This window comes from Tepidiphilus thermophilus, assembly GCF_001418245.1.
GTDB classification, from domain to species: Bacteria; Pseudomonadota; Gammaproteobacteria; order Burkholderiales; family Rhodocyclaceae; genus Tepidiphilus; species Tepidiphilus succinatimandens.
In genome coordinates this window covers 131,106-156,132 of record NZ_LIPU01000003.1, presented here as the reverse complement: position 1 = coordinate 156,132, position 25,027 = coordinate 131,106, and the positions used below count along the sequence as shown (strand labels likewise).

Below are 25,027 nucleotides of genomic sequence, written 5' to 3'. Positions count from 1 at the left end.
GCCGCAGTGTATCACGCGGTCCCCCGATCGCGCCAACCGCCGCTCTTGCCGGAAAGCAATTTGTGCGCCAGCCGCACGCCCTCGACTACGCCCAACCCCCGCCCCCACCATTTCAACGCCGCCTGCGCCGTGCCGCGCCGCCCCAGGCGCCACAGGAGTGCGCCGCCGGCGAGCGCGAGCGGCACTTTCCAGCGCACGAGGGTGTGCCAGGCGTTATCGACGGGGCGCACCGCCTCGCGCCACTCGCGCGCATCCTGCATCATGCGCCGCCGGTGGGCGGCGATGCGCGCTTCCAGCTCGGCCTTGCGGGCGGCGAGTTCGTCGCGGCGCATCAGGCCCCCTCGCCCGGCTCGGCGAGCAGCTGCCGGTCGGTGGCGAGCTGCTCGAGCGTGGCACGCAGCAGGCTGCGTCGGCGCGCCAGGCGGCGCAGGCGCCAGGCGGCGAATGCGGCCCCCAGCAGAAAAACGGCAGCCACCGCCGCGATGGCGGCGAGGCGATGGGTTTCCCAGAAGGCGGCAACCACGAATACGCCGACGAAGGCCAGCCCCAAGGCAGCCAGCGCCAGGCTCAGGCCGGCAAGGAGCAAAAGATCGAAGAGCCGGGCGCGTTCTTCCTCCAGTTCGAGCACCGCCAGCCGCAGGCGCATCTCGCCGCCTTCGAGCAGATGCTCCAGGAGGCGCTTGGAGGCGCCGAAGACGCGCTCCATCGGGCCGGCGGGACGCTCCATCAGCGGCGACCCATCAGCAACCCGATCAGCATGCCCACGGCGGCCCCCAGACCGATGCTGGTCCAGGGATGCTCGCGCACGTAGCCTTCGGTCTGCTGGGCGGTGGCGCGCAGCGTGGTGCTCGCCTGCTGGTAGAACTCGGTGCCGCGCTCGGCGAGCCGCGCCCGGGTCTCCTCCAAACGGGTACGGGCGCGCTCGCGCAGCTCGCGGATCTCGCTGCTCGTCTCACCGGCGGTCGCGGCCACCAGTTCTTCGAGCGTCTGCGCCAGATGGCGCAGATCTTCCTTGAGCTTTTCTGCACTCGCTTGAGGCGTAGGTGTCGGCTGTGTTTGCACGTTTTGCTCGTTCATGGTGATTCTCCAAGAAAAAATTCAACCTGTTTCATTCTAGGCGACGGAGCCCATAAAGGCAAAAAAAACGTGCGTTGGTCGAACTTCGACGGTCAGCCGGAAGGGGTGGAACCCAGCCCAATGGGCGGCGGTGCGCGCATGACCAGTTCCCGGAATGCCTTCTCCCAATCCTCGGTGAAAGTCGCCCCCGCGAGCGGATCGGGGCGGGTACGCCAGCCCTCGTCGATCGCCGCCCAGTCTTCGGCGCTGAACACCCGCCGCGCCAAGGGGAGGATCTCCCGCTCTTCGGTGATCATGTGCTGGCGGTAGAAGTCGGCGTAACGTCCGAAGGCTTGCTTGAACGTCTCGAAACCGCCCGCCTCGCCCGCGGCATAGGCACGAAGCGCCTCCTGGAGTTCGGCCACGCGCTTTTCATTGGCGGCATGTTCCTGCTCCAGACGCGCGATCACCGCGTCGGCCTCGTGCGTCTTCTCCTTGAGCCGGGCGAAGAGAAAGCGGTCTTCCTTGGGATGATGTGAGCGTTCGGGGTATTCGGCCACATAGTGCACCATCGCGCGCAGCAGCTCGAAGTCGGGCTGCTGCCTCCCCTCTTCGATCGCCTCGATGAGGTAGCGCAACCCGTGGATGATCGCGGCGTGGGCCTGGTGTTCGTCTTCGATGCGTCGCCATGCGGTCATGGAAAAGGCTCCTTGGCGCTCAAGGCGCGAGTCGTTCTTGGTGTTTGCCCAGGCCGAGATAGGCCTCGATCACGCGCGGGTCGGTGGCGAGCTCATGGGCCGGCCCGTGCATGGTGATCTCGCCCATCTCGAGCACGTAGCCGTAGTCGGCCACCTGCAGCGCGGCACGGGCGTTCTGCTCCACCAGCAGGATGGAGACGCCGCGCTCGCGCAGGGAAGCGATGATGCGAAAAATCTCGCGCACGATGAGTGGGGCCAGCCCGAGCGAGGGTTCGTCGAGCATGAGCAGCCGCGGCTTGCCCATCAGCGCACGCCCCACGGCGAGCATCTGCCGCTCGCCGCCCGAGAGCGTGCCGGCGGCTTGGGCGCGACGCTCCTTGAGACGGGGAAAGAGGGCGTAGACTTCTTCGAGCGTGTCGCGATAGTCCCGCTCACCCCGTCGGTAGCGCTGGAAGGCGCCGAGCACGAGGTTGTCCTCGACGCTCATCTCTCCGAAAAGCTCGCGCTTCTCCGGCACCAGGGCCATGCCCCGCGTCACGAGGTATTCGACGTCGGGCCGTGGTTGCGGCTCGCCGTCGAAGACGATCTCGCCGCGCGAGGGCAGCAGCCCCATGACGGCCGAGAGCAGGGTCGTCTTGCCCGCCCCGTTGGGACCGATGACGGTGACGATCTGCCCGGCGCCCACCTCGATGCCGGCCTGGTGCAGCGCCTCGACCTTGCCGTAGGAAACGCACAGCCCACGCACCTCGAGCAGCGGCCTCGTGTCGGCGTTCATTGCACCCCTCCCAGATAGGCTTCGAGTACGGCCGGATCCTGCTGCACTTCTTCCGGCAGCCCTTCGGCGATTTTCTGCCCGAATTCCATGACGACGACCCGATCGGCCAGCCCCATGACGAAGTCCATGTCGTGCTCCACGAGCAGAATGCCCATGCCCTCGGCGCGCAGCCGGTCGAGCAGCTCGGCGAGCGCCTGCTTCTCTTTGTGGCGCAGGCCGGCGGCGGGCTCGTCGAGCAACAACAGGCAGGGGTCGGCACACAGCGCGCGGGCGATCTCGACGATGCGCTGCTGGCCGAGCGCGAGCGCGCCGGCCTCGGTGAAGCGATGCTCCCACAGCCCCACCCGCTCGATCTGGCGGGCTGCTTCGGCAAGCAGGCGTGCTTCCTCCTTGCGCTCCAGATGCAGCATGGCGGCGAACACGCCGGCATGTCCGCGCAGATGCGCCCCGAGCGCGACGTTCTCGAGCACCGAGCGATTGGACAGCAGGCGAACGTGCTGGAAGGTCCGGCTCATACCCATGCGCGCGATCTCGCGCGAGGTCTTGCCGGTGACGTCCTCGCCGAGGAAGAAGATCTTGCCTTCGGTGGGCGTATCGACCCCGGAGAGCTGGTTGAACAGGGTGCTCTTGCCCGCCCCGTTGGGGCCGATGAGGGCGAGGATTTCGCCGGCCTTGACGGTGAGGCTCATCTTGTCGTTCGCCACCAGCCCGCCGAAACGCTTGGTAATCTCGCGCGCTTCCAGGATCACCGTGCCGCGCTGCGGCTTGGGGCGCTGCGGCAGCGGCTCGAGGGTCGAATCGAGCGAGCGCGGTGAGGGCACCACCGGCGCCCAGCGCAGCACGATGGGCCATAGCCCCTGGCGGGCGCGGTGCAGCACCAGCACCATCAGCAGGCCGAAGACGATCACCTCGAAGTTGCCGCTCTGCCCCAGCAGCTGCGGCAGCCAGTCCTGCAGCCATTGCTTGGCGAGCGTGATGACGAGCGCCCCCACGATCGCGCCCCAGACGTAGCCCGATCCGCCGATCACCGCCATGAAGAGGTACTCGATGCCGATGTTGATGCCAAAAGGGGAAGGGTTGACGAAGCGCTGCAGGTGCGCATACATCCAGCCGGCCACGCAGGCGAGCACCGCGGCCACGACGAAGATCACCATCTTCTGGCGCGAGGTGTCTACCCCCATCGCCTCGGCCATCACCAGGCCGCCGCGCAAGGCGCGGATCGCCCGCCCTTCGCGCGAGTCGAGCAGGTTGCTGATCATCCAGATCGCCGCGAGCAGCACGACCCAGGCGAGGTAATAGAAGTGCGCCGGATCGATCAGTTCGAACCCGAAGAGCGAGATCGGCGGCAAACCGCCCATGCCGGTGTGCCCGCCGAGCCATTCGAGGTTGCCAAAGAGGAAGAAGAGGCTGATGCCCCAGGCGATGGTACCCAGCGGCAAGTAGTGCCCGGACAGGCGCAGAGTGATGGAACCGATCACCAGCGCCGCCACCAGGGTGAGCACGAGTCCGACGATGAGCCCGCCCCAGGGGGAGCCCTGCGCCCAGGCAAGCCATGCCGGCAGATTCTGCGACGTGGTGACCACGGCGGTAGCGTAGGCTCCCAAGCCGACGAAGGCGGCCTGGCCGAAGCTGGTGAGCCCGCCGATGCCGGTGAGCAGCACCAGGCCCAAGGCCACGAGTGCGTAGAGGGCGATGTAGTCGAGCAGGCTCACCTGGAAAGGACGCAGCACGAGCGGCGCGAGGATGACCACGGCGACGAAGGCCGCGAGCACCCCGCGAGAGGGAATGCCTCGCCGGCCGGCGAGCGGTTCGGCGGGGGAAAGCGCTTTCGTCATTCTTCCTCCTCCTCGACGTGGTGGGTGCGCAGCGAGCGCCAGAAGAGCACGGGAATGATGAGCGTGAAGACGATCACCTCCTTGTAGGCGCTCGCCCAGAAGGAGCTGAACGATTCGAGCAGCCCCACCAGGAGCGCTCCGGCCGCGGCGGCCGGATAGGCCGCGAGCCCGCCGATGATGGCGGCAACGAACCCCTTGAGCCCGATGAGGAAACCCGTATCGTAGTAGATGGTAGTGATGGGACTGACGAGGATGCCGGAGACCGCGCCGATCGCCGCGGAAAGCATGAGCGTGAGCCGGCCGGCGAGGTTGGGCGAGATGCCCATGAGACGCGCCCCGTTGCGGTTGACGGCAGTGGCGCGCAGCGCCTTGCCGTAGATCGTGCGGCTGAAGAACTGTGCCAGCAGCACGATGAGGGCAAGCGAAGCCCCCACCACCCAGATCGCCTGACCGGGGATGCGCAAGGGTCCGACGAGGAAATTCTCGTCCCACAACGGCAGGGTACGGTAGCCCTCGGCGCCGAACATCCACAACCCCAGGCCGACGAGGGCCACGTGCACCGCCACCGCCACGATGAGCAGCACCAGCACCGGTGCGGAAGCGATCGGTTGGAAGAAGACGCGAAACATCATGGGTCCGAGCGGCACGATCAAGGCAAGCGTGAAGGCGATGCGCCCCCATTGGCCGGCCTCGCGCCAGTCGATGGTCGCCGCAAGCGCCCAGAGGACCAAGGGATAGGCAAGGTTCCAGCCGAGCACCTGCAGGCGGTAGCGCCAGTCGTGGCGCGCCACGAGCGCGCCCGCCTCCATGACGCACACGGCCAGCCCTGCGGCGAGCACCAGCCACACGGTTCCGGGAAAGCGCCCGTTCTCGAGCATGGCCAGCGTGAGCGCCGCAAACGCGACGAACTCCCCTTGCGGAATGAAAATGATGCGCGTGACGGTAAAGACCAGCACCAGGGCGAGCGCGAGCAGCACGTAGACTGCCCCGTTGACGATGCCGTCCTGCGTCAGGATCAACGCGATCGATGAATCCATGGATACGATCCTCGCTGCCCGCCGCCTCGAGGGCGGCGGGTCGATGGGTGTTCTATCCTCGGATCGGGCGGCGATTCAGCCCGACCGGTTCCTCAGGGGATGTACTTCCATTGCCCGCTTTCGATGCGCAACATCACGCGGGCGCGGTGATCGAGCCCAAGGTGATCGGTCGGGCTCATGGTGTAGACCCCGTTGGCGGCCGGGACCTCTTTGAGGTGCTCGATCGCGTCGCGCAGCGCGGCGCGGAATTCGGGCGTGCCGGGTTTGGCCTTGGCGAGTGCCTCGGGCAGCGCCGCCGCGAGCAGCTTGCCGGCGTCCCAGACGTAGGAGCCGAACTGCGTCACCGAACCCTTGCCGTACTTGGACTCGTAGAGCTGGAAGTACTCCACGCCAGCGGCTTTGGCCGGGTGACTGTCAGGCAGCTGGGGGGCCACGACCACGGGGCTGGACGGCAGGAAAGTTCCTTCGCAGTCGCGCCCGCACACGCGCAGGAAGTCGGGGTTCACCACGCCGTGGGTCTGGTAGATCTTTCCGGCATAACCGCGCTCCTTGAGCGTCTTCTGCGGCAGCGCCGCCGGCGTGCCGGAGCCGGCGATGAGCACCGCGTCCGGCTTGGCGCCGACGATCTTGAGCACCTGCCCCGTCACCGAGGTGTCGGTGCGGTTGTAGCGCTCGTTGACCACCAGCTGCAGCCCCTTGGCCGCGGCGGCCTCGCTGAAGCTCTGGTACCAGCTCTCGCCATAGGCGTCGGAGTAGCCGATGAACCCGACGGTCTTCACACCGTTGGCCGCCATGTGCTCGACGATGGCTTCGGTCATCATGCGGTCGCTCTGCGGCGTCTTGAACACCCAATGCCGTTTCTCGTCGACCGGAGAGATGACCTTGTCCCCGGCAGCAAACGAGATCATCGGCACCTTGGCCTCGGCCACCACGTCGATCATCGCCAGCGCATTCGGGGTGATGGACGAGCCCATCACCAGATCGACTTTGTCTTCGGTGATGAACTTACGGGTGTTATTGACGGCGGTGGTGGTGTCGGACGCGTCGTCGAGCACGATGTACTCGATCTTCTGCCCCGCCATTTCTTTCGGCAGCATCTCCACGGTGTTCTTCTCCGGGATGCCAAGCGAGGCGGCCGGCCCCGTGGCCGAGACCGTCACTCCCACCTTCACCTGCGCCTGCGCCAGCGTCCCGCCAAGGGCCAGCGCCAAACCTAGGATGATGCGTTTTTTCGTCTTCATGTTTCCCCCTCCTCCGTTTCACTGCAATGAACCCTTCAGCGGACGTACTTCCACGCTCCCTGCTCGATCCGCACGATGACCCGCGCCCGTCGGTCGAGCCCGAGATGATCAGTCGGGCTCATGGTGAATACCCCCATGGCCGCATGCACTTCCTTCAAGTGCTCCAGAGCGTCACGCAGCGCGACGCGGAATTCGGGCGTACCGGGCTTGGCCTTGGTGAGCGCCTCGGGCAGCGCCGCCGCGAGCAGTTTGCCCGCATCCCACACGTGCGCTCCGAAGGTAGACACCGAGCCTTTGCCGAATTTTTCTTCATAGGCGCGAACGTATTCCATCGCCGACGGTTTGACCGGATGATCGTCTGGCAGCTGTGCCGCCACCAGCACCGGCCCGGCCGGAAGAAAAGTTCCTTCGCAGTCGCGCCCGCACACGCGCAGGAAATCGTTGTTGGCCACCCCATGGGTCTGGTAGATTTTTCCGGCGTAGCCGCGCTCCTTGAGCGTCTTCTGCGGCAGCGCCGCTGGCGTGCCGGAGCCGGCGATGAGCACCGCGTCCGGCTTGGCGCCGACGATCTTGAGCACCTGCCCCGTCACCGAGGTGTCGGTGCGGTTGTAGCGCTCGTTGACCACGAGCGAGAGGCCCGCCGCGTCGAGCGCGGCCTTGAAGTTCTCGAACCAGCCTTCGCCGTAGGCATCGGAAAAACCGATGAAACCGACGGTCTTCACACCGTTGGCCGCCATGTGCTCGACGATGGCCTCGGCCATCATGCGGTCGTTCTGCGCCGTCTTGAACACCCAGCGGCGCTTGTCATCGACCGGGGAGACGATCTTCTCGCTGGCGGCAAAGGCGATCATCGGCACCTTGGCCTCGGCCACCACGTCGATCATCGCCAGGGCGTTGGGCGAGACCGTCGAACCCATCACCATATCGACCTGATGTTCGGTGATGAACTTGCGGGTATTACTGACGGCAGTGGTGGTGTCGGATGCGTCGTCGAGCACGAGGTACTCGATTTTCTGCCCGGCGATCTCGCGCGGCAGAAGGTCCACCGTATTCTTCTCCGGCACGCCGAGCGAGGCGGCCGGCCCGGTGGCCGACACCGTCACACCCACTTTCACCTGCGCCTGCGCCAGGGAGCAACCGAGCGCCAGGACGAGGCCCATGACTAGACTTTTCTTCTTCATCTGCGTCTCCCCCTTTTTTAGGATTTCGTATGCTTCTCCCGCCGTGGCGGGATGAGGCGAAGAAGAAATTATCACAAATCTAATCGATTTGACAATGTATAAATTTTATCGCATGCGTTCGATCACCATGGCGATGCCTTGTCCCACACCGATGCACATCGTCGCCAGACCGTAGCGGCCGTCGCGCCGCTCGAGCTCACGCGCAAGGGTGAGCACCAGACGGGCCCCGGAGGCACCCAGCGGATGGCCCAGCGCGATCGCGCCGCCGTTGGGGTTGACGTGTTCCGCGTCGTCGGGCAAGCCCAGCTGGCGCAATACCGCCAGCGCCTGGGCGGCGAAGGCTTCGTTGAGCTCGATCGCATCGATGCGTGCAAGACTCAGCCCCGCACGCTCGAGTACCTTGCGCGAGGCCGGCGCCGGGCCGATGCCCATGATGCGCGGTTCCACTCCCACGGTGGCCATGGCGACGATGCGCGCCATCGGTCGCAGCCCGTAACGCGCCACCGCCGCTTCGCCGGCGACGAGCACCGCCACGGCGCCGTCGTTCACGCCCGAGGCATTTCCGGCGGTGACGGTGCCCTCGGGCTTGACCACACCCTTGAGCTTGGCGAGCGTCTCGAGCGAGGTCTCGGGGCGGGGATGTTCGTCGCGCGCCACTGGCACTTTCTCGCCTTTCCTGCCCGCCGGAACCTCTACCGGCACGATCTCGCCGTCGAAGAAGCCACGCGCAGCCGCATCGGCGTAGCGACGCTGACTGCGCAGGGCAAAGGCGTCCTGGTCGGCGCGCGCGATGCCGAACTGCTCGGCCACGTTCTCGGCGGTCTCGGGCATGGAGTCGATGCCGTAGCGCGCCTGCATCTTCGGGTTGACGAAGCGCCAACCGATGGTGGTATCTTCAATTTTGGCGCTGCGCGAGAAGGCGCTCTCGGCTTTGCCCAGGACGAAGGGCGCGCGCGTCATGCTCTCGACTCCGCCGGCGATCATCAATTCGGCCTCGCCGCAGGCGATCGCCCGGGCGGCAGTGCCGATCGCGTCCATGCCCGAGCCGCACAGCCGGTTGATGGTCGCGCCGGGAATCGTCTGCGGCAGACCGGCGAGCAGCGCCGCCATACGGGCGACGTTGCGGTTGTCCTCGCCGGCCTGGTTGGCGCAGCCGAAATAGACGTCGTCGACCGCTTCCCAATCGACCTTCGGCTGGCGCGCCATGAGCGTGGCGATCACGTGGGCGGCGAGATCATCGGGGCGGACTTGGGCGAGCGCACCGCCGTAGCGCCCGATGGGGGTGCGAATGCCGTCACAGAGATAGACCGCGCGATCCTTCATCCTCGTTCTCCTTGTAGGGTAGGCACGGCTGCCTCGTCCGTGCCTCGTAATCGTTCGGGCGCCATGGCGAAGCGCTGCATCAGGTCTTCGCGTTTGGCGAGCGCATGCACGCCGGCTACGAACATCGTCGTCACGATCGGGGCCATGGCTTCATAACTGAGGGGGCCATCGGGGCGCAGCCAGGTAAAGGTCCAGTTGATCATGCCGAAGAGCACCATGGTCACCGGTTTGAGCAGCGCCGTGGCGGCGAGCTCCGGTTCCAGCGCCGCGAGCACGCCCGCAAAGGCCCGTACCACCTGGCGCTGCTTCTCCAGCACCGGTTCGCGCAGCGGTTCGGGCAGATGCTTGACGTCCTGCACCAGCACGATGTGCCGATACTGCGAATGGCGATATTCTTCGAGAAAGCGGGCGATGAGGCGCTCGAGCACCACGCCGGCTTGGGCAGGGGAAGCCGGCGGTTCACTTCCGAGCGATTCCTCGACGATGGCCACCAGGCGCTCGACGTAGGACAGGGCCACGTCGAAGAGGATGTGCTCCTTGTCCTGATAATAATGGTAGAGGAGCGCCTTCGATACGCCGCAAGCCTGGGCGAGCGAGGCCATGGATGCGGCGTGAAAGCCCGCTTCGGCAAAAAGCATCGCCGCCTTTTCCAGGATCTCGCTGCGCTGCTGTTCGAAGGATTCACTGCGTTTGCGGGCCATCGCCGCTCCCTTGCGTCGTCATGGATCGAGGCCGTAGCATAACTGCGGCGACCGCGATCCGTGCCGCACTCAGTCTTTCGGACGCCGGTCGATCACGCGCCGCGCCTTGCCCACCGTCACGCGCTCGATGGAATAAGGCTCGCCGACGATGACGTTGGCCGACACGCCGATGAAGGTCTTGATGAGGTGGGCGAGCTCCTTGGCGAGCGCCTGCTTCTGCTCCGGATGGCGACCGACGCCTTCCTCGGGATTGATCTCGACCTTGACGGTGAGCCGGTCGAGATAGCCCTCTTTCTCCACCTCGAGCACGTAGTGCGGTGCGAGCTTGGGAATGCGCAGGATCAGCTCCTCGACCTGGGTCGGGAAGACGTTGACGCCGCGGATGATGAGCATGTCATCGGTGCGGCCGGTGATCTTGGCCATGCGGCGCATGGAACGCGCCGTAGGCGGCAGCAGGCGCGTGAGATCGCGCGTACGGTAGCGGATCATCGGCAGGCCTTCCTTGGTGAGCGTCGTGAACACGAGCTCGCCCTCGGCGCCGTCTGGCTGCACCTCGCCGGTGACCGGATCGATGATCTCGGGATAGAAATGGTCTTCCCAGATGGTCGGCCCGTCCTTGGTTTCGACGCATTCGCAGGCCACCCCCGGCCCCATCACCTCCGAGAGCCCATAGATGTCCACCGCATCCAACCCGCCGCGCTCTTCCATCGCCCGTCGCATCGCATCGGTCCAGGGTTCGGCGCCGAAGATGCCCACTTTGAGCGAGCAGGTGCGGGGATCGATGCCCAGGCGCTCCATTTCGTCGAACACCGTCATCATGTACGAGGGCGTGACCATGATGATGTCGGGTTTGAGATCCATGATCATCTGGATCTGCTTCTCGGTCTGACCGCCAGACATGGGGATGACGGTACAGCCGAGACGCTCGGCACCGTAGTGCGCTCCCAGCCCGCCGGTGAAGAGTCCGTAACCGTAGGCCACGTGGACGATGTCACCGGGTCGGCCGCCGGCGGCGCGGATCGAACGGGCGACGACGTCGGCCCAGGTGTCGATGTCTTTCTTGGTGTAGCCCACCACCGTGGGCTTGCCCGTGGTGCCGCTGGAAGCGTGGATGCGGACGATCTTCTCGCGCGGCACGGCAAACATGCCATAAGGATAGTTGTCGCGCAGGTCGTATTTCGTCGTGAAGGGGAACTTCGCCAGATCTTCCAGCGATTTCAGATCGTCGGGATGCACCCCGTGCTCGTCGAAGCGCTTGCGGTAGTGCGGCACGTTCTCATAAGCGTGGCGAACGCTCCATTTGAGCCGTTCGAGCTGGAGCGCACGCAGCTCGTCGAGGCTGGCGGTTTCGATCGGCTCCAGATCGCCGGGAGCGGGTTTCTTCACAGGCATGGTCATCTCCTCCTTTCCCTCTTCCTCTTCGTTCGTCGTGTGGGGCAGCCGCGTCAGTCGAGTTCGACCACCGCCCGCCCCTTCAAGCGGTAAGACTTGCCGCGCATCACGGCCACCAGCTCGCCGCGCTGGTTGGTGATGCCGACGTCGTAGACGCCGGTACGTCCGGCCAGCGCGACTTCGCGCCCCTCGGCGGTGAGCACGTCGCCTTCGCGCACCGGCGCGAGAAACTCGGTGGCCAGGCCGGAAGCGACCGTCATCTCGTTGTAACTGTTGCAGGAATACGCAAAGGCGGTATCGGCCAGCGTGGTGACGATGCCGCCGTGGCAGATGGCGAAGCCATTGAGCATGTCACGGCGCACGACCATCTCCATCTTGGCGTAACCCGGCGCGATCTCCAGCAGCCGGATGCCGAGATTCTGCGCGCAGTGATCGTGCTCGTACATGCCGGCGCCGACGGCCTCGGCCACTTGCTGCGGGTCGAGCCCAGCGGTGAGATCCCGATATGAAGCTTCCGTCACTTCCTTTCTCCTTCGTCGCCGCTGGCGAGCGGCCGTCCGTTCCAGAGGTGCCGCCGCAAGAGCGGCGAGACCCGGTAGCGATCTTCGCCGTAGAGCTCGGCGAGCCGATCGAGCAGACCGACGATGCGCGCCACGCCCGTTGCCTCTCCCCAGGCGAGCGGCCCAAGCGGATAGTTCGTGCCGTAGCGCATGGCGGTATCGATGTCGCGCGGCGTGCCGATGCCGGCGAGCACGGCGTCGGCCGCCTCGTTGGCGAGCATGGCCACGGTGCGCGCGAGAATCAGCCCGGCGACGTCGTCGAGCGGGGTTACGGCGATTCCCGCCCGCTGCAGCAGCCCGAGCGCGCATGCCCAGGAATCCTGCGCACAACCGTCGGCCCGCGCCAGCGCCGCGCGCGGCGTCTGTGCCCAATCGCGCGCCCAGTCGAGCACGACGACGTCGGCATGGCCGTACTCGTGCGCGAGGCGCGTGGCCGTGCGTCCGTCGGTGGGCACGATCCAGACGTCTGCAGCCTCGATCCGCACGGGTCCGGCATCGGCGGGCCGTCGGTGCACCACCACGCCGGCGGCAGCGAGCCGCTCGAGCAGCGCAGAGAAGGGGCCGAACTCGCCCACGGCGGCGACGGCAGAAGGCGCCCGATCGAGGCATGGCGGGGCTTCGGCCGCGGCGGGACGCTGCGCTCCTGCGGCGTAGTCGTAGAACCCCCGTCCGCTCTTGCGCCCGAGCCGTCCGGCCCAGACCAGCTCCTGCTGGATGAGGCTGGGCTGGAAGCGCTTGTCGTAGAAATAGGCCGACCACACGGATGAGGTGACGGCGAAATTGACATCGTGTCCGATGAGATCCATCAGCTCGAAGGGCCCCATGGGAAAGCCCCCCGCCTCGCGTACGATCGCATCCAGCGTGGCACAGTCGGCCGCTCCCTCGGCGAGCACGCGCAAGGCCTCGGCATAGAAGGGACGGGCCACGCGATTGACGATGAACCCCGGCGTGGAGCGCGCCATCACGGCGATCTTGCCCCAGCGCACGGCGGTGTCCCTAATGGCTTGCGCCACTTCCGGTGCCGTGGCCAGACCGCTCACCACCTCCACCAGCTTCATGCGCGTAGGCGGATTGAAGAAATGCATGCCAACCACCCGCTCGGGGCGCGCGAGCGGAGCGGCGATGGCGGTGATCGACAGCGAAGACGTGTTGGTGGCAAGGATCGCCTGAGGCGGTACCAGGGGTTCGAGCGAAGCGAAGAGCACCCGCTTCACCTCCAGATCCTCGACGATCGCCTCGATCACCAGCCGCACCTGCGAGGCGACGCTCTGCGGTTCGGCCACCGCCCGGATACGATCGCGGATCGCGCTCGCCTCTTCGGCGCTCATCCGCCCCTTGCGCACCCCGCCATCGAGCTCTTCGGCGATCGCCGTGAGCGCGCGCCGGCGGGCCTCCTCGCTCACGTCGGAAAGAAACACCAGATGGCCGGCACTCGCCGCCACCAGGGCGATCCCGCGCCCCATCGCCCCGGCGCCGACCACCAGCACGGCCTCGCCGGGCGCGAGGGCCGCGCCCCCTTCGCGTTCTTGCATCGTCTCCTCCCCCTCAGCGTCCGCGGAAGCGCGGTTGGCGTTTCTCGAGGAACGCCTGCACCCCTTCCCGATAATCCTCGCTGCGCCCACAGGCCGACATCAGGTCGCGCTCGAGATCGAGCTGCGTGGCCAGATCGTTCGTGCCGCTGACGAGCAGGGCTTTCTTCGTCATGGCATAGCCGAACGTGGGGCCTTGTGCGAGGCGCTCGGCCACCTCGCGCACCGTGGGCAACAGCGCCTCGTCCTCGACGCATTTCCAGATGAGCCCCCAGCGCTCGGCCTCTTCGGCGGAGAGTTTCTCGCCGAGCAGCGACAGCCCCATGGCACGCGCCAGCCCCACCAGACGCGGCAGCACCCAGGTGCCGCCGGTATCGGGGATGAGCCCCAGCTTGGCGAAGGATTCGATGAAAGAAGCCGAGCGCGCGGCGAAGACGAGGTCGCAGGCCAGCGCCAGGTTGGCTCCGGCACCAGCGGCCACGCCATTGACCGCGGCGATCACCGGCAGCTCGAGCCGGCGCAGGCGCAGCACGAGCGGCTTGTAGTTCTTTTCGATCGACTCGCCCAGATCCGGCGCCTGCGCGCCCGGGGCCACTGCCCGGTCGGACAGGTCCTGCCCGGCGCAAAAGCCTCGTCCGGCACCGGTGATCACCAGCACCCGGATCGTGCCTTCGGCGCGACCCGCCTCGACGCGATCGAGCGCGGCGCGCAGCTCCTCGTGCATGCGCGTGGTAAAGCTGTTGAGGCGCTCGGGCCGGTTGAGCGTGAGCCAGGCTACCGCCTCGCGCACTTCCAGCAGGATCGTCGGCCCTTCGGCCGCCGTGGTCTCCGCCATGTCGTCTCCTCCCCCTCATCAATTTTTTTGACCGACCGTTCGATCAATAATATACTTGATCCAGGTCAAGGGATCAAGACGTTTTTCAAAAATAGCGAATCGTTTTACCTTAACATAACCCGAATCACCGAAGGAGACGCTCCATGACCCATCCGCTCTTCGAAAAACACCAGGCTCTGCTCGAACAGGCGCTCGAAGCGATCGCCCGCCGTGGCTACTGGACCCCTTTCCCCGAAATGCCCAGCCCCAAAATTTACGGGGAGACGGCGCTCGAAGAGGGCAAAGCCGCCGTGCTCGGCCTCCACGGCCAGCGGTTTTCCCTTGAAGGTCAGCCGGGCACCGGCGAGTGGATCGCCCCGGAGCGCTCGCCTTATGGAGTGGAGCTGAACGTCTCCTATCCGGTGAGCGAGCCCGAGTCGCTGGTGGCCGCTGCACGCAAGGCGCAGGACGACTGGCAAAAACTTGGCCCCAAAGGACGGGTGGGCTTGCTGCTCGAAGCCCTCGTGCGTTTGAACCGGCGCAGCTTCGAACTGGCGCACGCCGTGATGTACACCACCGGCCAGGGCTGGATGATGGCTTTCCAGGCGGGCGGCCCGCATGCGCAGGATCGCGGGCTGGAAGCAGTGACTTACGCTTGGGACGAAATGCGCCGTATCCCCGAAACCGCCCTGTGGGAAAAGCCCCAAGGCAAGAATCCGCCGATCCGCATGGAAAAACGCTATGAGATCGTCGGACGCGGCCCGGCGGTGGTGATAGGCTGTGGCACTTTCCCCACCTGGAACACCTATCCGGGCCTGTTCGCGGCGCTCGCCACCGGCAACCCCGTCATCGTCAAACCGCACAGCAACGCGATTCTGCCAGCCGCGCTCACCGTACGCGTGCTGCGCGAGCTGCTCACCGAACAGGGACTCGACCCGAACGTGGTGCAGCTGGCCGTCTTCGCCCAGCGGGAGCACACGCAACGGCTCGTCACCCACCCGGAGGTGAAATCCATCGATTTCACCGGCGGCTGCGCCTTCGGCAACTGGCTGCTCGAGCATTGCCGCCAGGCCCAGGTGTATGCGGAACTGGCCGGCGTCAACACGGTGGTGATCGAATCGACCGACGACTACCAAGGCATGCTGCGCAACCTCGCCTTCACCCTGTCGCTCTACTCGGGGCAGATGTGCACCACGACGCAGGCGATCCTGGTGCCGGCAGGCGGCATCGACACCAACGAAGGGCACAAATCCCATGAGGACGTCGGCCGCGATCTCGCCCGGGCGATCGAGGCACTGCTCACCGACGTCAAGGTGGCCACGGCCGTGCTCGGCGCCATCCAGTCGGAGGAGACCCTGCGACGCATCGAAGAGGCCGCCTCCGGCGCCTTCGGTCGCGTTCTGCTGGCCCCGCGGCGCATCGAGCACCCGGAATTCCCGCGGGCGCAGGTGCGCACGCCGGTGCTCGTCGCCTGTGAAGCCAAGGATGAAGCGGCCTACATGGAAGAGCGCTTCGGCCCCATCGCCTTCGTGGTGGCGGTGCCCGACGCGGCCCAGGCGGCCTCGCTCGCCGAGCGCATCGTGCGGGAGCATGGTGCCCTCACGCTGGGTGTGTATTCGACCAAAGCCGAATACCAGCAGACGATGGTCGAAGTGAGCTGCCGCGCCGGCGTGGCCTTGTCGCTGAATCTCACCGACGGGGTCTACGTCAACCAGTCGGCTGCCTTCTCCGACTACCACGGCACCGGCATGAACCCGGCAGCCAATGCGAGCTACGCCGACTCCGCCTTCGTCGCCAACCGCTTCCGCGTGATCCAGCGTCGCTGGCACGTGTCCTGATTTTTTCATGCCGCGGCGCCGGGTCGAAGAATATCCGGCGCTGCACGGAGAAAAGCCATGCCCTGCTATGAAATCGACGGCCTCAAGCCCGTCGTCCATCCCGACGCCTACGTCCATCCCGACGCCGTGCTGATCGGCGACGTGCACATCGGCCCCGGCGTCTATGTGGCACCGCTCGCGAGCCTGCGCGGCGACTTCGGCCGGCTCATCGTGCATGCCGGCGCCAACATCCAGGACTGCTGCGTCATGCACGGCTTCCCCGGCATCGACACCGTGGTCGAGGAAGACGGCCACATCGGGCACGGGGCGATCCTGCACGGCTGCCGTATCCGGCGCAACGCGCTCGTGGGCATGAATGCGGTGATCATGGACGAGGCGGAAGTGGGGGAATCGGCCATCGTCGCCGCGGCCGCCTTCGTCAAAGCCGGCATGACGATCCCGCCGCGCAGCCTCGCCGTGGGCGCTCCGGCCAAGGTGGTACGCGAGCTGAGCGAAGAGGAGCTAAACTGGAAAATCAGCGGCACGCAGACTTACCAGGAACTCACGCGCCGCAGCCGCGCCACCCTGCGCCCGTGCACGCCGCTGCCCGAGGCCGAGCCCGACCGAAAACGGTTCGAGAAGGAAGGAGTCGTGCCCTTGGTGGCACTGCGCAACAAATGAACCCGGGAGCCGCATGACGCAACGCATCGATCCTCACCTCTGGCAACGCCACGCTTGGATGAACCGCCTGCAGACGGCGGTGCTGGTGGTCGTGCTCGCCACGCTGCTCGCCACCGTCGGCTGGCTGCTGTGGGGCAATGACGGCATCCTCTACATGCTCGTCTTCTGCGCCGTGTCGCTCGTGCTGCAGCCGCTCGCCGGCCCCGAGCTGGTGCTGCGCCTCTACCGCGCTCAACCCATCGCCCCGGGCGAAGCGCCCGAGCTCCATACCCTCGTCGAGCGGCTCGCCGCGCGTGCCAACCTGCCGCGCGTGCCGCGGCTGTACTTCGTCGACACGCCCATCGTCAATGCCTTCAGCGTGGGCAGCCGCAATGATGCCGCCATCGCCCTCACCTCGGGGCTGCTCGCCCGGCTCGATCTGCGCCAGATCACCGGCGTGCTCGCGCACGAGGTGGCGCACATCGCCCACGGCGACGTGCGGGTCATGAGCCTGGCCGATTCCCTCACGCGCATGACGAGCGTGCTCTCGCTCACCGGCCAGATCCTGCTGCTGGTCAACCTGCCGCTGCTGCTCGTGGGCGCGGCGGTGGTGAATTGGCTGGCGGTGGCGCTGCTCGTCTTCGCGCCGCAGATCGCCATGCTCGTGCAGCTGGGCCTGTCGCGGGTGCGCGAATACGACGCCGACCTGGCAGCGGTCGCCCTTACAGGCGACCCCGAAGGGCTCGCCTCGGCGCTCATGGCCATCGAACGCGCCCATCGTGGCTGGCGCGCCTGGCTCTTCCCTGGATGGGGCTCTCCCGAACCCTCGTGGCTGCGCACCCATCCGGCCACGGAAGATCGCGTGCGCCGGCTGCTCGAACTCGCGCGCCGCATACCGCCTCCGGGGCACGACGCCGGCGCCCCTCCGTCCTTTCCTCCTCCCTCTTCATCCGCGCCGCGCTACCGCCCCGGCAGCGGGCTGTGGTATTGAGCGCGCGAAACCTTACGATACGAATCGCCCGCCGGGCGAGATACGGTACCGACGATCCCCGGTGATAATGGCGGGATGTCCTCGAGCAGGAGTCCGACGATGCCGTGCACCGCGCTTGCGCCGGCACCTCTTCGCCCGATGAGGCGACGCCCATGATCCCGGCGGGCTGGCGCCGCTTCCTTCTTGCGGCATTGATCCTGCTGCTCGCCACGGGCGGCTACTTCGCCTGGCGGCATCGCCAAGGCGCAACCGAAGACTACCCCACCGCCAAGGCCGCCCGCGGCAGCATCCGCGAAACGGTCTCGGCCTTGGGCGTGCTCGCCCCGTCGGAATACGTCGACGTCGGCGCCCAGGTCTCGGGGCAGCTCATCGAGCTCAAGGTCGGTCTAGGGGACGAGGTCAAGGAAGGTCAACTCATCGCCCAAATCGACCCAACGCAGTACGCGGCCCAGGTCGCCGTCGACCGGGCCACCATCGCCGATCTCACGGCCCAGCTCGCCAGCTGGGAGGCAAAACTGACGCTGGCCAAGTGGACCTGGCAGCGCAACGTCCAGCTTGCCCCGCAGGGCGGCGCCACCGAGCAGGCGCTCGAGCAGAGCCGCTCCGACCTCAAAGTGGCCGAAGCCACCATCGCCTCCCTGAAGGCGCAGATCGACAAGGCCAAGGCGACGCTCAAGGTCGACGAGGCCAACCTCGACTACACCCGCATCACCGCCCCGATCTCCGGCATCGTCATGACGCCCACCAGCGCCGCCTATGGCAACAACTGGAGCAAACTGGACATCGCCCACGTTGGCCAGGTGCTCAACAACCGGCAGAACGCCCCGGTGCTGCTGCGCATCGGCAAGCTCGAGCGCATGATCGTGCGCGCCCAGGTCTCGGAAGCCGACGTGCCGCGCCTCTCGCTCGGCATGCCGGCCTATTTCACCACCCTGGGGCGCCAGGACCGACGCATCGACGCCACCCTGCAGAGCCTGGAGATGACGCCCGAGCTCATCAACGGCGCCATCTTCTACGACGCCGTGCTCGAAGTTCCCAATCCCGATCGCGCCCTGCTGCCGCAGATGTCGGCCCAGGTCTTCTTCATCGTGGCCCAGGCCGACGACGCGCTCACCGTGCCGCTGGCCGCGCTCTCTTCGGTTCAGCGCAGCAGCGGCATCCGCTTGCCTGGCTGCCCGCCGCGCGCGCCGGCCGGCACCGACTGCGTGTTCGTGATGGCCCAGGGCAGGATGCAGCCGCGTACCGTGAAAATCGGCATCAAGGACGAGGTCAGCGCCCAGATCCTGGACGGCCTGAGCGAGGGCGAAGACGTCGTCATCGGCACGCCCTCGCTCGCCCCTCGTGGGGCCGGCCCCCGCAGCGGAGGCGGCAATGCCGGACGCTGAAACCCCTACCGTCGCCCCCCTCATCGAACTGCACGACATCGTCAAGCGCTTCACGCAGGGCGAGATCACCGTCGAAGTGCTGCACGGCATCTCCCTCTCCATCTGGGCCGGCGAGTTCGTGGCCATCATGGGCGCCTCCGGCTCGGGCAAGACGACGCTCATGAACATAATCGGCTGCATGGACCGTCCCAGTGCCGGGCGCTACCTCCTCGCGGGCCGTGACGTGGCCGAACTCGACGCTGACGCGCTCGCCCAGCTGCGCCGCTCCACCTTCGGCTTCATCTTCCAGCGCTACAACCTGCTCAGCAACGCCACCGCCCTGGAAAACGTCGAAGTCCCGGCGATCTATGCTGGGCTGCCCGCTGCCGCACGCCGGGAGCGCGCCAAGGCGCTGCTCACCCGGCTCGGCCTGGGCGAGCGGCTCGACTACCCCCCCTCGCGCCTGTCGGGCGGGCAGCAGCAGCGCGTCTCGATTGCGCGGGCGCTCATGAACGGCGGGCGGGTGATCCTCGCCGACGAACCGACCGGGGCGCTCGATACCGCCAGCGGCAAGGAAGTGATGGCGCTCCTGCATGAACTGCACCGTGAGGGGCACACCGTGGTCGTCATCACGCACGACCCCAACGTGGCCCGCGAGGCCCAGCGCATCATCCGCATCCAGGATGGGCGCATCGTGGAGGACAGCGGCCCTGCGCCCGAAGCCGTCGAAGGGCGCGTCCCGACGCTTCCGCTCGCGGAGCCGCCGCGAGAGGGCCACGCCGTGCTGATGCTCGACGTGGCCGCTTCGGTGCGCACGGCGCTGCGGGCGCTGCAGGCAAACCCCCTTCGCACCCTGCTCACCTTGCTGGGCGTGATGATCGGCGTAGGTTCGGTCGTGGCGATGCTCGCCTTCGGCAACGGCGCCCGGCAGAAAGTGCTCGACCAGATCCAGGCCATGGGAACGAACCTGCTCGTGGTGCGCCCGGGCGCACCGGGCGTGCGCTACGTCGGCAGCACCATCACCACCCTGGTGGTGGCCGACGCCGAGGCGATCGCCCGACTGCCCAACGTCGAGCACGTCGTGCCCCAATCGACGAGCGCCGTGACGGTGCGTGCCGGCAACATCACCTACACCACCTCCTTGACCGCGACCAGCCCCGAATACACGCTCGCGAACGCCTGGCCGGTCGCCGTAGGGACGTTCTTCACGCAGACGCACGTGCAAGGCTATGCGCCGGTGGCCGTGCTCGGTCAGACCACCGCCCAGGCGCTCTTCGGCACCGCCAACCCCATCGGACGCTACGTGCTCATCAACAACACGCCGCTGCGCATCATCGGCGTGCTCACGCCCAAGGGCGCCGACATGATGGGCAACGACCGCGACGACATGGTTTTCGTGCCGCTCACTACGGGACAGGCGCGCATCACCGGCCAGACCTGGCTGCGCTTCATCACGGTGGAGGTGCGCGACACGGCCCTGATGGCGGCCACGCAGGCAGCGATCGAACAGCTGCTCCTGAAACGCCACCGCACGCTGGACTTCCAGGTGCGCAACATGACGGCCCTGCTCGAGCAGCAGGCCGAGACGCAGCAGACGCTCACCCTCCTGCTGGGGGCGGTGGCGCTCATCTCGCTCGTGGTGGGCGGAATCGGCGTGATGAACATCATGCTGGTGAGCGTCACCGAGCGCACGCGGGAGATCGGCGTGCGCATGGCTGTAGGGGCGAGGGCCTTCCACATCCTGCTGCAATTCGTCACCGAAGCGCTGGTGGTCTGTACGGTGGGCGGGCTCATCGGCGTGGCCGGCGGGCTCATCGTCATCGCCGTGGCCGCCTGGCTCGGTACCGCGGTGCTGATCACCGTGCCGCCCATCCTGCTCGCCTTCACCAGCGCGCTCGCCACCGGTCTCGTCTTCGGCTACCTGCCGGCCAAGCGCGCCGCCTCGCTCGATCCGGTCGTGGCCCTGAGCACGGAGTGAGCCGCATGCGCCTGCGCCCTTTCTTCCTGGCCCTGGCGACCCTACTCAGCGGCTGTGCCGTCGGCCCCGCCTACGAACGCCCCCCCGTCGAGACTCCTTCCAGCTGGCAGTCCGGCACCGCCGAAGACCGCTGGCCCGCGCCGCGGTGGTGGCGCGATTTCGGCGACCCGACGCTGGATGCGCTCGAAGAGACGGCGCTTGCCCAGAACCACGATCTGCGCGCCGCCGTCGAGCGCGTGGCCGAGGCGCGCGCCTTGCTGCAAGTGGCCGCCGCCGGGCTCTACCCTTCGCTGGATGCGAGCGCCGCGTCCTCGCGCCAGAAGAGCAGCGGCAGCAACGGCAACTCGTCTTCCATCAGCAACCGCCACCAGGCCCTGCTCAGCGCGAGCTACGAGCTCGACCTCTTCGGCTACAACCGCGCCCAGGCCGAAGCGGCCGCGGCGCGCCTGCAGGGGAGTGAATTCGACCAACGCACCGTCGAGCTGGGGGTGACCGCCCTCACCGCCAACACCTGGTTCACCCTGTCGGCACTCGAAGCGCGGCTCGCCGTTGCCCGCGAATCGCTCGACACCGCCCGCGCCATGCTCGGCGTCGTGCAGGCGCAGCGCCAGGCCGGCATGGCCACCGACCTGCAGGTCGCGCAGCAGGAACTGGAAATCGCCACGATCGAAGCGTCCATCCCCCCGCTGCAGACCCAGCGCACCCAAGCAGCGAACGCTCTGGCACTGCTGCTCGGGCGTCCGCCGGAAGACTTCGCCCCGCAGGTTACCCCCATCGCGCAACTGCGCCTGCCCAGCCCGCCCGCCGGCCTGCCGTCGGGCCTGCTCGAGCGCCGACCCGACGTGCGCAGCGCCGAAGCGGCGCTTCAGGCGGCCACCGCCGACGCGCGCGCCGCCACCGCCGCCCTCTACCCCCGGCTCGATCTCACCGCCCAGGGCGGGGGCGCGAGCAGCGCCCTGCACCAGATCCTCGACCCCGGCAGCCGCCTCTTCACGCTCGCCGCCACCCTTTCGGTCACCCTCTTCGACGGCGGACGGCTGCGCGGCGAGCTCGCCTACAGCGAAGCGCGGGTGCGCGAACTCGCCCAGACCTACCAGCAGACGCTGCTCTCCGCCTTCGGCGACGTGGAAAACGCCCTCAGCGCCCAGCGCAACGGCGACGAGGCGCTTGCCGCACAACGGCGCGCCGTGGATCAGGCGCAAAGGGCGCTGCGCATCGCCACCTTGCAATACCAGCAAGGGATGGCGCTCTATCTCGACGTGCTCACCGCCCAGCGCAGTCTGCTCGGCGCGCGCGACGCCGAGGTACAGGCACGCCTCACCCGCCTCAACGCCGCGCTCAGCCTCTACCAGGCGCTGGGCGGCGGATGGGAAGAGGTTCCGTGATGCAAGCCCTCGGATGCCGGTAAAGCGCGCATCTATGTCCGGAATTGCTGCAACATCCTGACGATCTCTTGTACCGTCCTCTCCAGCAACCGCGCCGCATCCTCGCTTTGATGGGCCAATCGTTCGAGCTGTTCGGCCATCCGGGCGATGTGGGTGATTTCGGCAACCGCTTGCTGCGTGACCTGTGCTTGGGCTTCGACGCTTCGGGGAATCTGCGCGGCTTCGGTCCCGATCGCTTCGAGTGCATGTTCGATGCCGGCGATCTCCTCGGCCGAGGCGAGCGCCTTGTGCACCGTCGTCTCGACCGTTTCCCGCCCTGCCTGTGTCTGGGCGACGGCGTGATCCACCTGGCTTTGAACCTTGCCGATCATGGCGCCGATCTCGGTCGTGGCCTGGGCGGTGCGCTCGGCGAGTTTGCGCACCTCGTCGGCGACCACGGCGAAGCCCCGACCGGATTCGCCGGCGCGCGCGGCTTCGATGGAAGCGTTGAGTGCGAGCAGGTTCGTCTGTGCGGCGATCTCGCCGATCACGTCGATGACGCTGCGCATCGAATCCATCGACCCCTTGAACGCCTCGACTTCGTGGGCGATCGCCGTCAACTCGTCAGACAATTTGCTCGTCTGTTCGGCACTGTCGCGCACCCGCGCCGTCGCCTGGCGATTGGTCGCAATCAGCGCGTCGATCCGTTCGACCGATTGGGCCGCCGTGGCAGCGATCTCTGCCATCGCGTGGGCGAGCTGCTCGCTGGAGGCGGCAAGCGTCTGCGCCGCGGCCGTCTGTTCCTGGGCAGACGAGCGCGTCTGCCCGGCGCGCTGGAGTTCCTCGTCCACTTCGGTACGCAGCCGCTTTTGCGATTGACGCAGTGTGATCACCGTCTCATAAAACCTCGCCCGGATCACTTTCAGGACATCGAGCAAGGTGCGAATCTCGTCGTGGTGATCGTCATCGATGTCCGGGCGCAAGTCGAGGGCAGCCACCGCCTGCGCCATGGTCTTGAGTTCACCGATGCCTACACGCAAACGGCGTCGCATCCATGTGCCCAATCCGATGAAAGAGAGCAAACCGGCGGCGGAGACCCACGCCAGAGCCGTGGTCCGTCCCTCCAGAGCGAGCAGGACGGCCACGCCATAGAAGCCGGCACCGACGAAGAGCGTGATCCAGTAGCGACTCTCGAGACCGAGGCGGTTGAGCATGCGCCGCAACGGCCCGGGCCGCAGCCGACCACGCTCGAGCCGGAGAGATTCCCCCGCGCGCATGCGGGCATAGAGCGACTCGGCGGCGGCTTTTTCTTCCGCCGGGGGCTTGAGCCGGATGCTCATGTAGCCCGAGCCGTCGGGCAGCGGCGCCACCGTGGCCTTGACCCAGTAGTGATCGCCGTTTTTGCGCCGGTTCTTGACGATCCCTTGCCAGACATCCCCCGCCTTGATCGTCGCCCACAAGTCGCGGAATGCTTCCGGCGGCATGTCGGGGTGGCGGATGACGTTGTGCGGCTGCCCGAGAAGCTCTTCGCGCGTCATGCCGGCGTATTCGCAGAAGTCGTCGTTGACGAACGTGATGCGGCCCTTGCGATCAGTGTGCGAGACGATCACCACGTCGTCGCGCACAGGGTATTCGTTCTGTGTGACAGGGAGGTTGAGTCGCATGTTCGTCTCGCTCGACACCAATATTGTCAATCATAAAGTATGCAGGAAAAAATTAACAATTCCTTAAATCGTTCGATTTTTAAGAAAAATCATTCTCAATCTATTTCTGTAACCGATCATGTAATCGCGCGTTTTAACCCCCCTGTTAAGGACGGCATGCTTCAATGACACCGTCTGCATCACGACGACGAGGTCATCATGAAATCCCCCATCTTCCGCAAGCTGCTTGGCTGGCTCTTTCCCGCCCTGCTCTCCGGCTTTTCCCTCGCTGTCACCGCCGAAACGCCAGCGGCGATGGCCGAGCGCTACGCGCAGCGCGCCGCCCAGGAGCAGCCCGGCTTCACCCCCGACCCTGCGCGCGGCGAGGCGTTCTATCGCAAGAATCACGGCGTGTCGGCCGACATGCCCGGCTGCCATGCCTGCCATGGCGCCGATCCCCGGCAGAGCGGCAAACACGTGGTCACCGGCAAGAAGATTGCACCCATGGCCGTGAGCGCCAATCCCGAGCGGTTCACCAACGAAGCGAAAATCGAAAAATGGTTCCGCCGCAACTGCAAGGAAGTGGTGGCAACGAACGGGACAGCCACCCGCCTTCTTCTTTCTCTTCGATCAAGCGCACCATCGCCCCCTTGACGGCGCTGACGTAGGAGGCGTCGTCTCGCCGGATATGGTTCAGCAACCACAGGCCGAGCATGGTCTGCAATTCTCCCGCCACGTTCTCCCCGGCAAGGAATCGATCCTGTAATTCTTTGGCCCGGCGCACGAAGATCTCATGCACCTTCTTGTGAGGCCGAACGAATTGGTACCCCGCATCTTCCATGAGCGCCTCTTCGAAGGCGAAATGCGACACGGTGTATTCGATCAAGCCTTCGATGACCTTGCCGATCGCTGCGCGATCCCCGCCCTGCTGGGCGTCGTCGAGTTGGTTGATGAGTTCCACGAGTTGCCGATGCTGCTGGTCGATTGGCTCTATCTCCGTGTCCAGATCAGGAGTCCAGACGATCTTGGCCATGATTCACTCCGTTCATTTTCAAAGCATAGTCTACC

At 66.6% G+C, this 25,027-nt stretch carries 24 protein-coding genes and 1 pseudogene; 7 read left to right on the top strand and 18 right to left on the bottom strand.

Annotated features, from left to right (window positions below):
• Window positions 1–11: 11 nt before the first annotated feature.
• The 15 genes from ASC37_RS03860 to paaG form a co-directional block, all read right to left on the bottom strand.
• A complete protein-coding gene (locus ASC37_RS03860; RefSeq protein WP_055423114.1) occupies window positions 12–332 on the bottom strand; it encodes a YqjK family protein in 321 nt (106 codons plus the stop codon).
• Window positions 332–727 (bottom strand): phage holin family protein, encoded by a 396-nt coding sequence (locus ASC37_RS03855; RefSeq protein WP_055423113.1) that lies wholly within the window; start codon window positions 725–727, stop codon window positions 332–334. Before ASC37_RS03855 ends, ASC37_RS03860 begins: the two co-directional genes overlap by 1 nt.
• Window positions 727–1,077, bottom strand: a complete 351-nt coding sequence (locus tag ASC37_RS03850; protein ID WP_055423112.1) for a DUF883 family protein — start codon at window positions 1,075–1,077, stop codon at window positions 727–729. Before ASC37_RS03850 ends, ASC37_RS03855 begins: the two co-directional genes overlap by 1 nt.
• 92 nt (window positions 1,078–1,169) lie before the next feature.
• Entirely contained in the window at window positions 1,170–1,754 is a 585-nt protein-coding gene (locus ASC37_RS03845; protein WP_055423111.1) for a hemerythrin domain-containing protein, read from the bottom strand.
• Between the two features lie 19 nt (window positions 1,755–1,773).
• Window positions 1,774–2,529: an ABC transporter ATP-binding protein gene (locus tag ASC37_RS03840; RefSeq protein ID WP_055423110.1), complete on the bottom strand. Its 756-nt coding sequence runs from the start codon at window positions 2,527–2,529 to the stop codon at window positions 1,774–1,776.
• On the bottom strand, window positions 2,526–4,364 hold the full coding sequence (locus ASC37_RS03835) for a branched-chain amino acid ABC transporter ATP-binding protein/permease (RefSeq protein WP_055423109.1): 1,839 nt from the start codon (window positions 4,362–4,364) through the stop codon (window positions 2,526–2,528). The genes ASC37_RS03840 and ASC37_RS03835 overlap by 4 nt, the downstream gene beginning before the upstream one ends.
• Complete coding sequence (locus ASC37_RS03830) at window positions 4,361–5,401, bottom strand: branched-chain amino acid ABC transporter permease (protein WP_055423108.1); 1,041 nt, start codon at window positions 5,399–5,401, stop codon at window positions 4,361–4,363. The genes ASC37_RS03835 and ASC37_RS03830 overlap by 4 nt, the downstream gene beginning before the upstream one ends.
• 92 nt (window positions 5,402–5,493) lie before the next feature.
• Window positions 5,494–6,642, bottom strand: a complete 1,149-nt coding sequence (locus ASC37_RS03825) for an ABC transporter substrate-binding protein (protein ID WP_055423107.1) — start codon at window positions 6,640–6,642, stop codon at window positions 5,494–5,496.
• Window positions 6,643–6,677: 35 nt separating this feature from the next.
• Window positions 6,678–7,823 carry an ABC transporter substrate-binding protein gene (locus ASC37_RS03820; RefSeq protein ID WP_055423106.1) on the bottom strand — a complete coding sequence of 382 codons (1,146 nt, stop codon included), beginning with the start codon at window positions 7,821–7,823 and terminating at the stop codon, window positions 6,678–6,680.
• 105 nt (window positions 7,824–7,928) lie between these two features.
• Window positions 7,929–9,146 carry a 3-oxoadipyl-CoA thiolase gene (gene pcaF, locus ASC37_RS03815; RefSeq protein ID WP_055423105.1) on the bottom strand — a complete coding sequence of 406 codons (1,218 nt, stop codon included), beginning with the start codon at window positions 9,144–9,146 and terminating at the stop codon, window positions 7,929–7,931.
• Window positions 9,143–9,847, bottom strand: coding sequence for a TetR/AcrR family transcriptional regulator (locus ASC37_RS03810; RefSeq protein WP_072247914.1), 705 nt, complete (start codon window positions 9,845–9,847; stop codon window positions 9,143–9,145). Before ASC37_RS03810 ends, pcaF begins: the two co-directional genes overlap by 4 nt.
• A 69-nt stretch (window positions 9,848–9,916) precedes the next feature.
• Window positions 9,917–11,239 carry a phenylacetate--CoA ligase PaaK gene (gene paaK / locus ASC37_RS03805; protein ID WP_055423200.1) on the bottom strand — a complete coding sequence of 441 codons (1,323 nt, stop codon included), beginning with the start codon at window positions 11,237–11,239 and terminating at the stop codon, window positions 9,917–9,919.
• Window positions 11,240–11,292: 53 nt separating this feature from the next.
• Complete coding sequence (paaI, locus tag ASC37_RS03800) at window positions 11,293–11,760, bottom strand: hydroxyphenylacetyl-CoA thioesterase PaaI (RefSeq protein WP_055423104.1); 468 nt, start codon at window positions 11,758–11,760, stop codon at window positions 11,293–11,295.
• Window positions 11,757–13,331: a 3-hydroxyacyl-CoA dehydrogenase gene (locus tag ASC37_RS03795; RefSeq protein WP_055423103.1), complete on the bottom strand. Its 1,575-nt coding sequence runs from the start codon at window positions 13,329–13,331 to the stop codon at window positions 11,757–11,759. Before ASC37_RS03795 ends, paaI begins: the two co-directional genes overlap by 4 nt.
• A 13-nt stretch (window positions 13,332–13,344) precedes the next feature.
• On the bottom strand, window positions 13,345–14,163 hold the full coding sequence (paaG, locus tag ASC37_RS03790; protein ID WP_028875201.1) for a 2-(1,2-epoxy-1,2-dihydrophenyl)acetyl-CoA isomerase PaaG: 819 nt from the start codon (window positions 14,161–14,163) through the stop codon (window positions 13,345–13,347).
• A 143-nt stretch (window positions 14,164–14,306) separates the two neighbouring features.
• Here paaG and paaN point away from each other — a divergent pair, with 143 nt between their 5' ends.
• From paaN to ASC37_RS03760, 6 genes are all read left to right on the top strand, one after another.
• The gene (gene paaN, locus ASC37_RS03785) at window positions 14,307–15,980 is read left to right on the top strand and encodes a phenylacetic acid degradation protein PaaN (RefSeq protein WP_055423102.1); all 1,674 of its coding nucleotides are present in this window, start codon (window positions 14,307–14,309) and stop codon (window positions 15,978–15,980) included.
• Between the two features lie 57 nt (window positions 15,981–16,037).
• Window positions 16,038–16,640 (top strand): phenylacetic acid degradation protein PaaY, encoded by a 603-nt coding sequence (gene paaY, locus ASC37_RS03780; RefSeq protein WP_055423101.1) that lies wholly within the window; start codon window positions 16,038–16,040, stop codon window positions 16,638–16,640.
• A 13-nt stretch (window positions 16,641–16,653) separates the two neighbouring features.
• Complete coding sequence (locus ASC37_RS03775; RefSeq protein ID WP_055423100.1) at window positions 16,654–17,610, top strand: zinc metalloprotease HtpX; 957 nt, start codon at window positions 16,654–16,656, stop codon at window positions 17,608–17,610.
• A gap of 152 nt (window positions 17,611–17,762) precedes the next feature.
• Complete coding sequence (locus tag ASC37_RS03770) at window positions 17,763–18,995, top strand: efflux RND transporter periplasmic adaptor subunit (protein WP_055423099.1); 1,233 nt, start codon at window positions 17,763–17,765, stop codon at window positions 18,993–18,995.
• Window positions 18,982–20,952, top strand: a complete 1,971-nt coding sequence (locus ASC37_RS03765; protein ID WP_055423098.1) for a MacB family efflux pump subunit — start codon at window positions 18,982–18,984, stop codon at window positions 20,950–20,952. The genes ASC37_RS03770 and ASC37_RS03765 overlap by 14 nt, the downstream gene beginning before the upstream one ends.
• 5 nt (window positions 20,953–20,957) lie before the next feature.
• Window positions 20,958–22,337, top strand: a complete 1,380-nt coding sequence (locus ASC37_RS03760; protein ID WP_055423097.1) for an efflux transporter outer membrane subunit — start codon at window positions 20,958–20,960, stop codon at window positions 22,335–22,337.
• Between the two features lie 32 nt (window positions 22,338–22,369).
• Here ASC37_RS03760 and ASC37_RS03755 read toward each other — a convergent pair whose 3' ends face one another.
• Window positions 22,370–23,980 (bottom strand): methyl-accepting chemotaxis protein, encoded by a 1,611-nt coding sequence (locus ASC37_RS03755; RefSeq protein ID WP_082438362.1) that lies wholly within the window; start codon window positions 23,978–23,980, stop codon window positions 22,370–22,372.
• Between the two features lie 63 nt (window positions 23,981–24,043).
• A complete protein-coding gene (locus tag ASC37_RS11610; protein ID WP_055423095.1) occupies window positions 24,044–24,406 on the bottom strand; it encodes a hypothetical protein in 363 nt (120 codons plus the stop codon).
• Between ASC37_RS11610 and ASC37_RS11895 the strand changes: the two are divergent.
• A pseudogene (locus tag ASC37_RS11895) lies at window positions 24,383–24,508 on the top strand (DUF1924 domain-containing protein); the annotation flags it as partial. The gene ASC37_RS11610 and the pseudogene ASC37_RS11895 sit on opposite strands and share 24 nt — an antisense overlap.
• Here ASC37_RS11895 and ASC37_RS03745 read toward each other — a convergent pair.
• The gene (locus ASC37_RS03745) at window positions 24,492–24,992 is read right to left on the bottom strand and encodes a bacteriohemerythrin (protein WP_055423094.1); all 501 of its coding nucleotides are present in this window, start codon (window positions 24,990–24,992) and stop codon (window positions 24,492–24,494) included. The pseudogene ASC37_RS11895 and the gene ASC37_RS03745 sit on opposite strands and share 17 nt — an antisense overlap.
• Window positions 24,993–25,027: the final 35 nt, after the last annotated feature.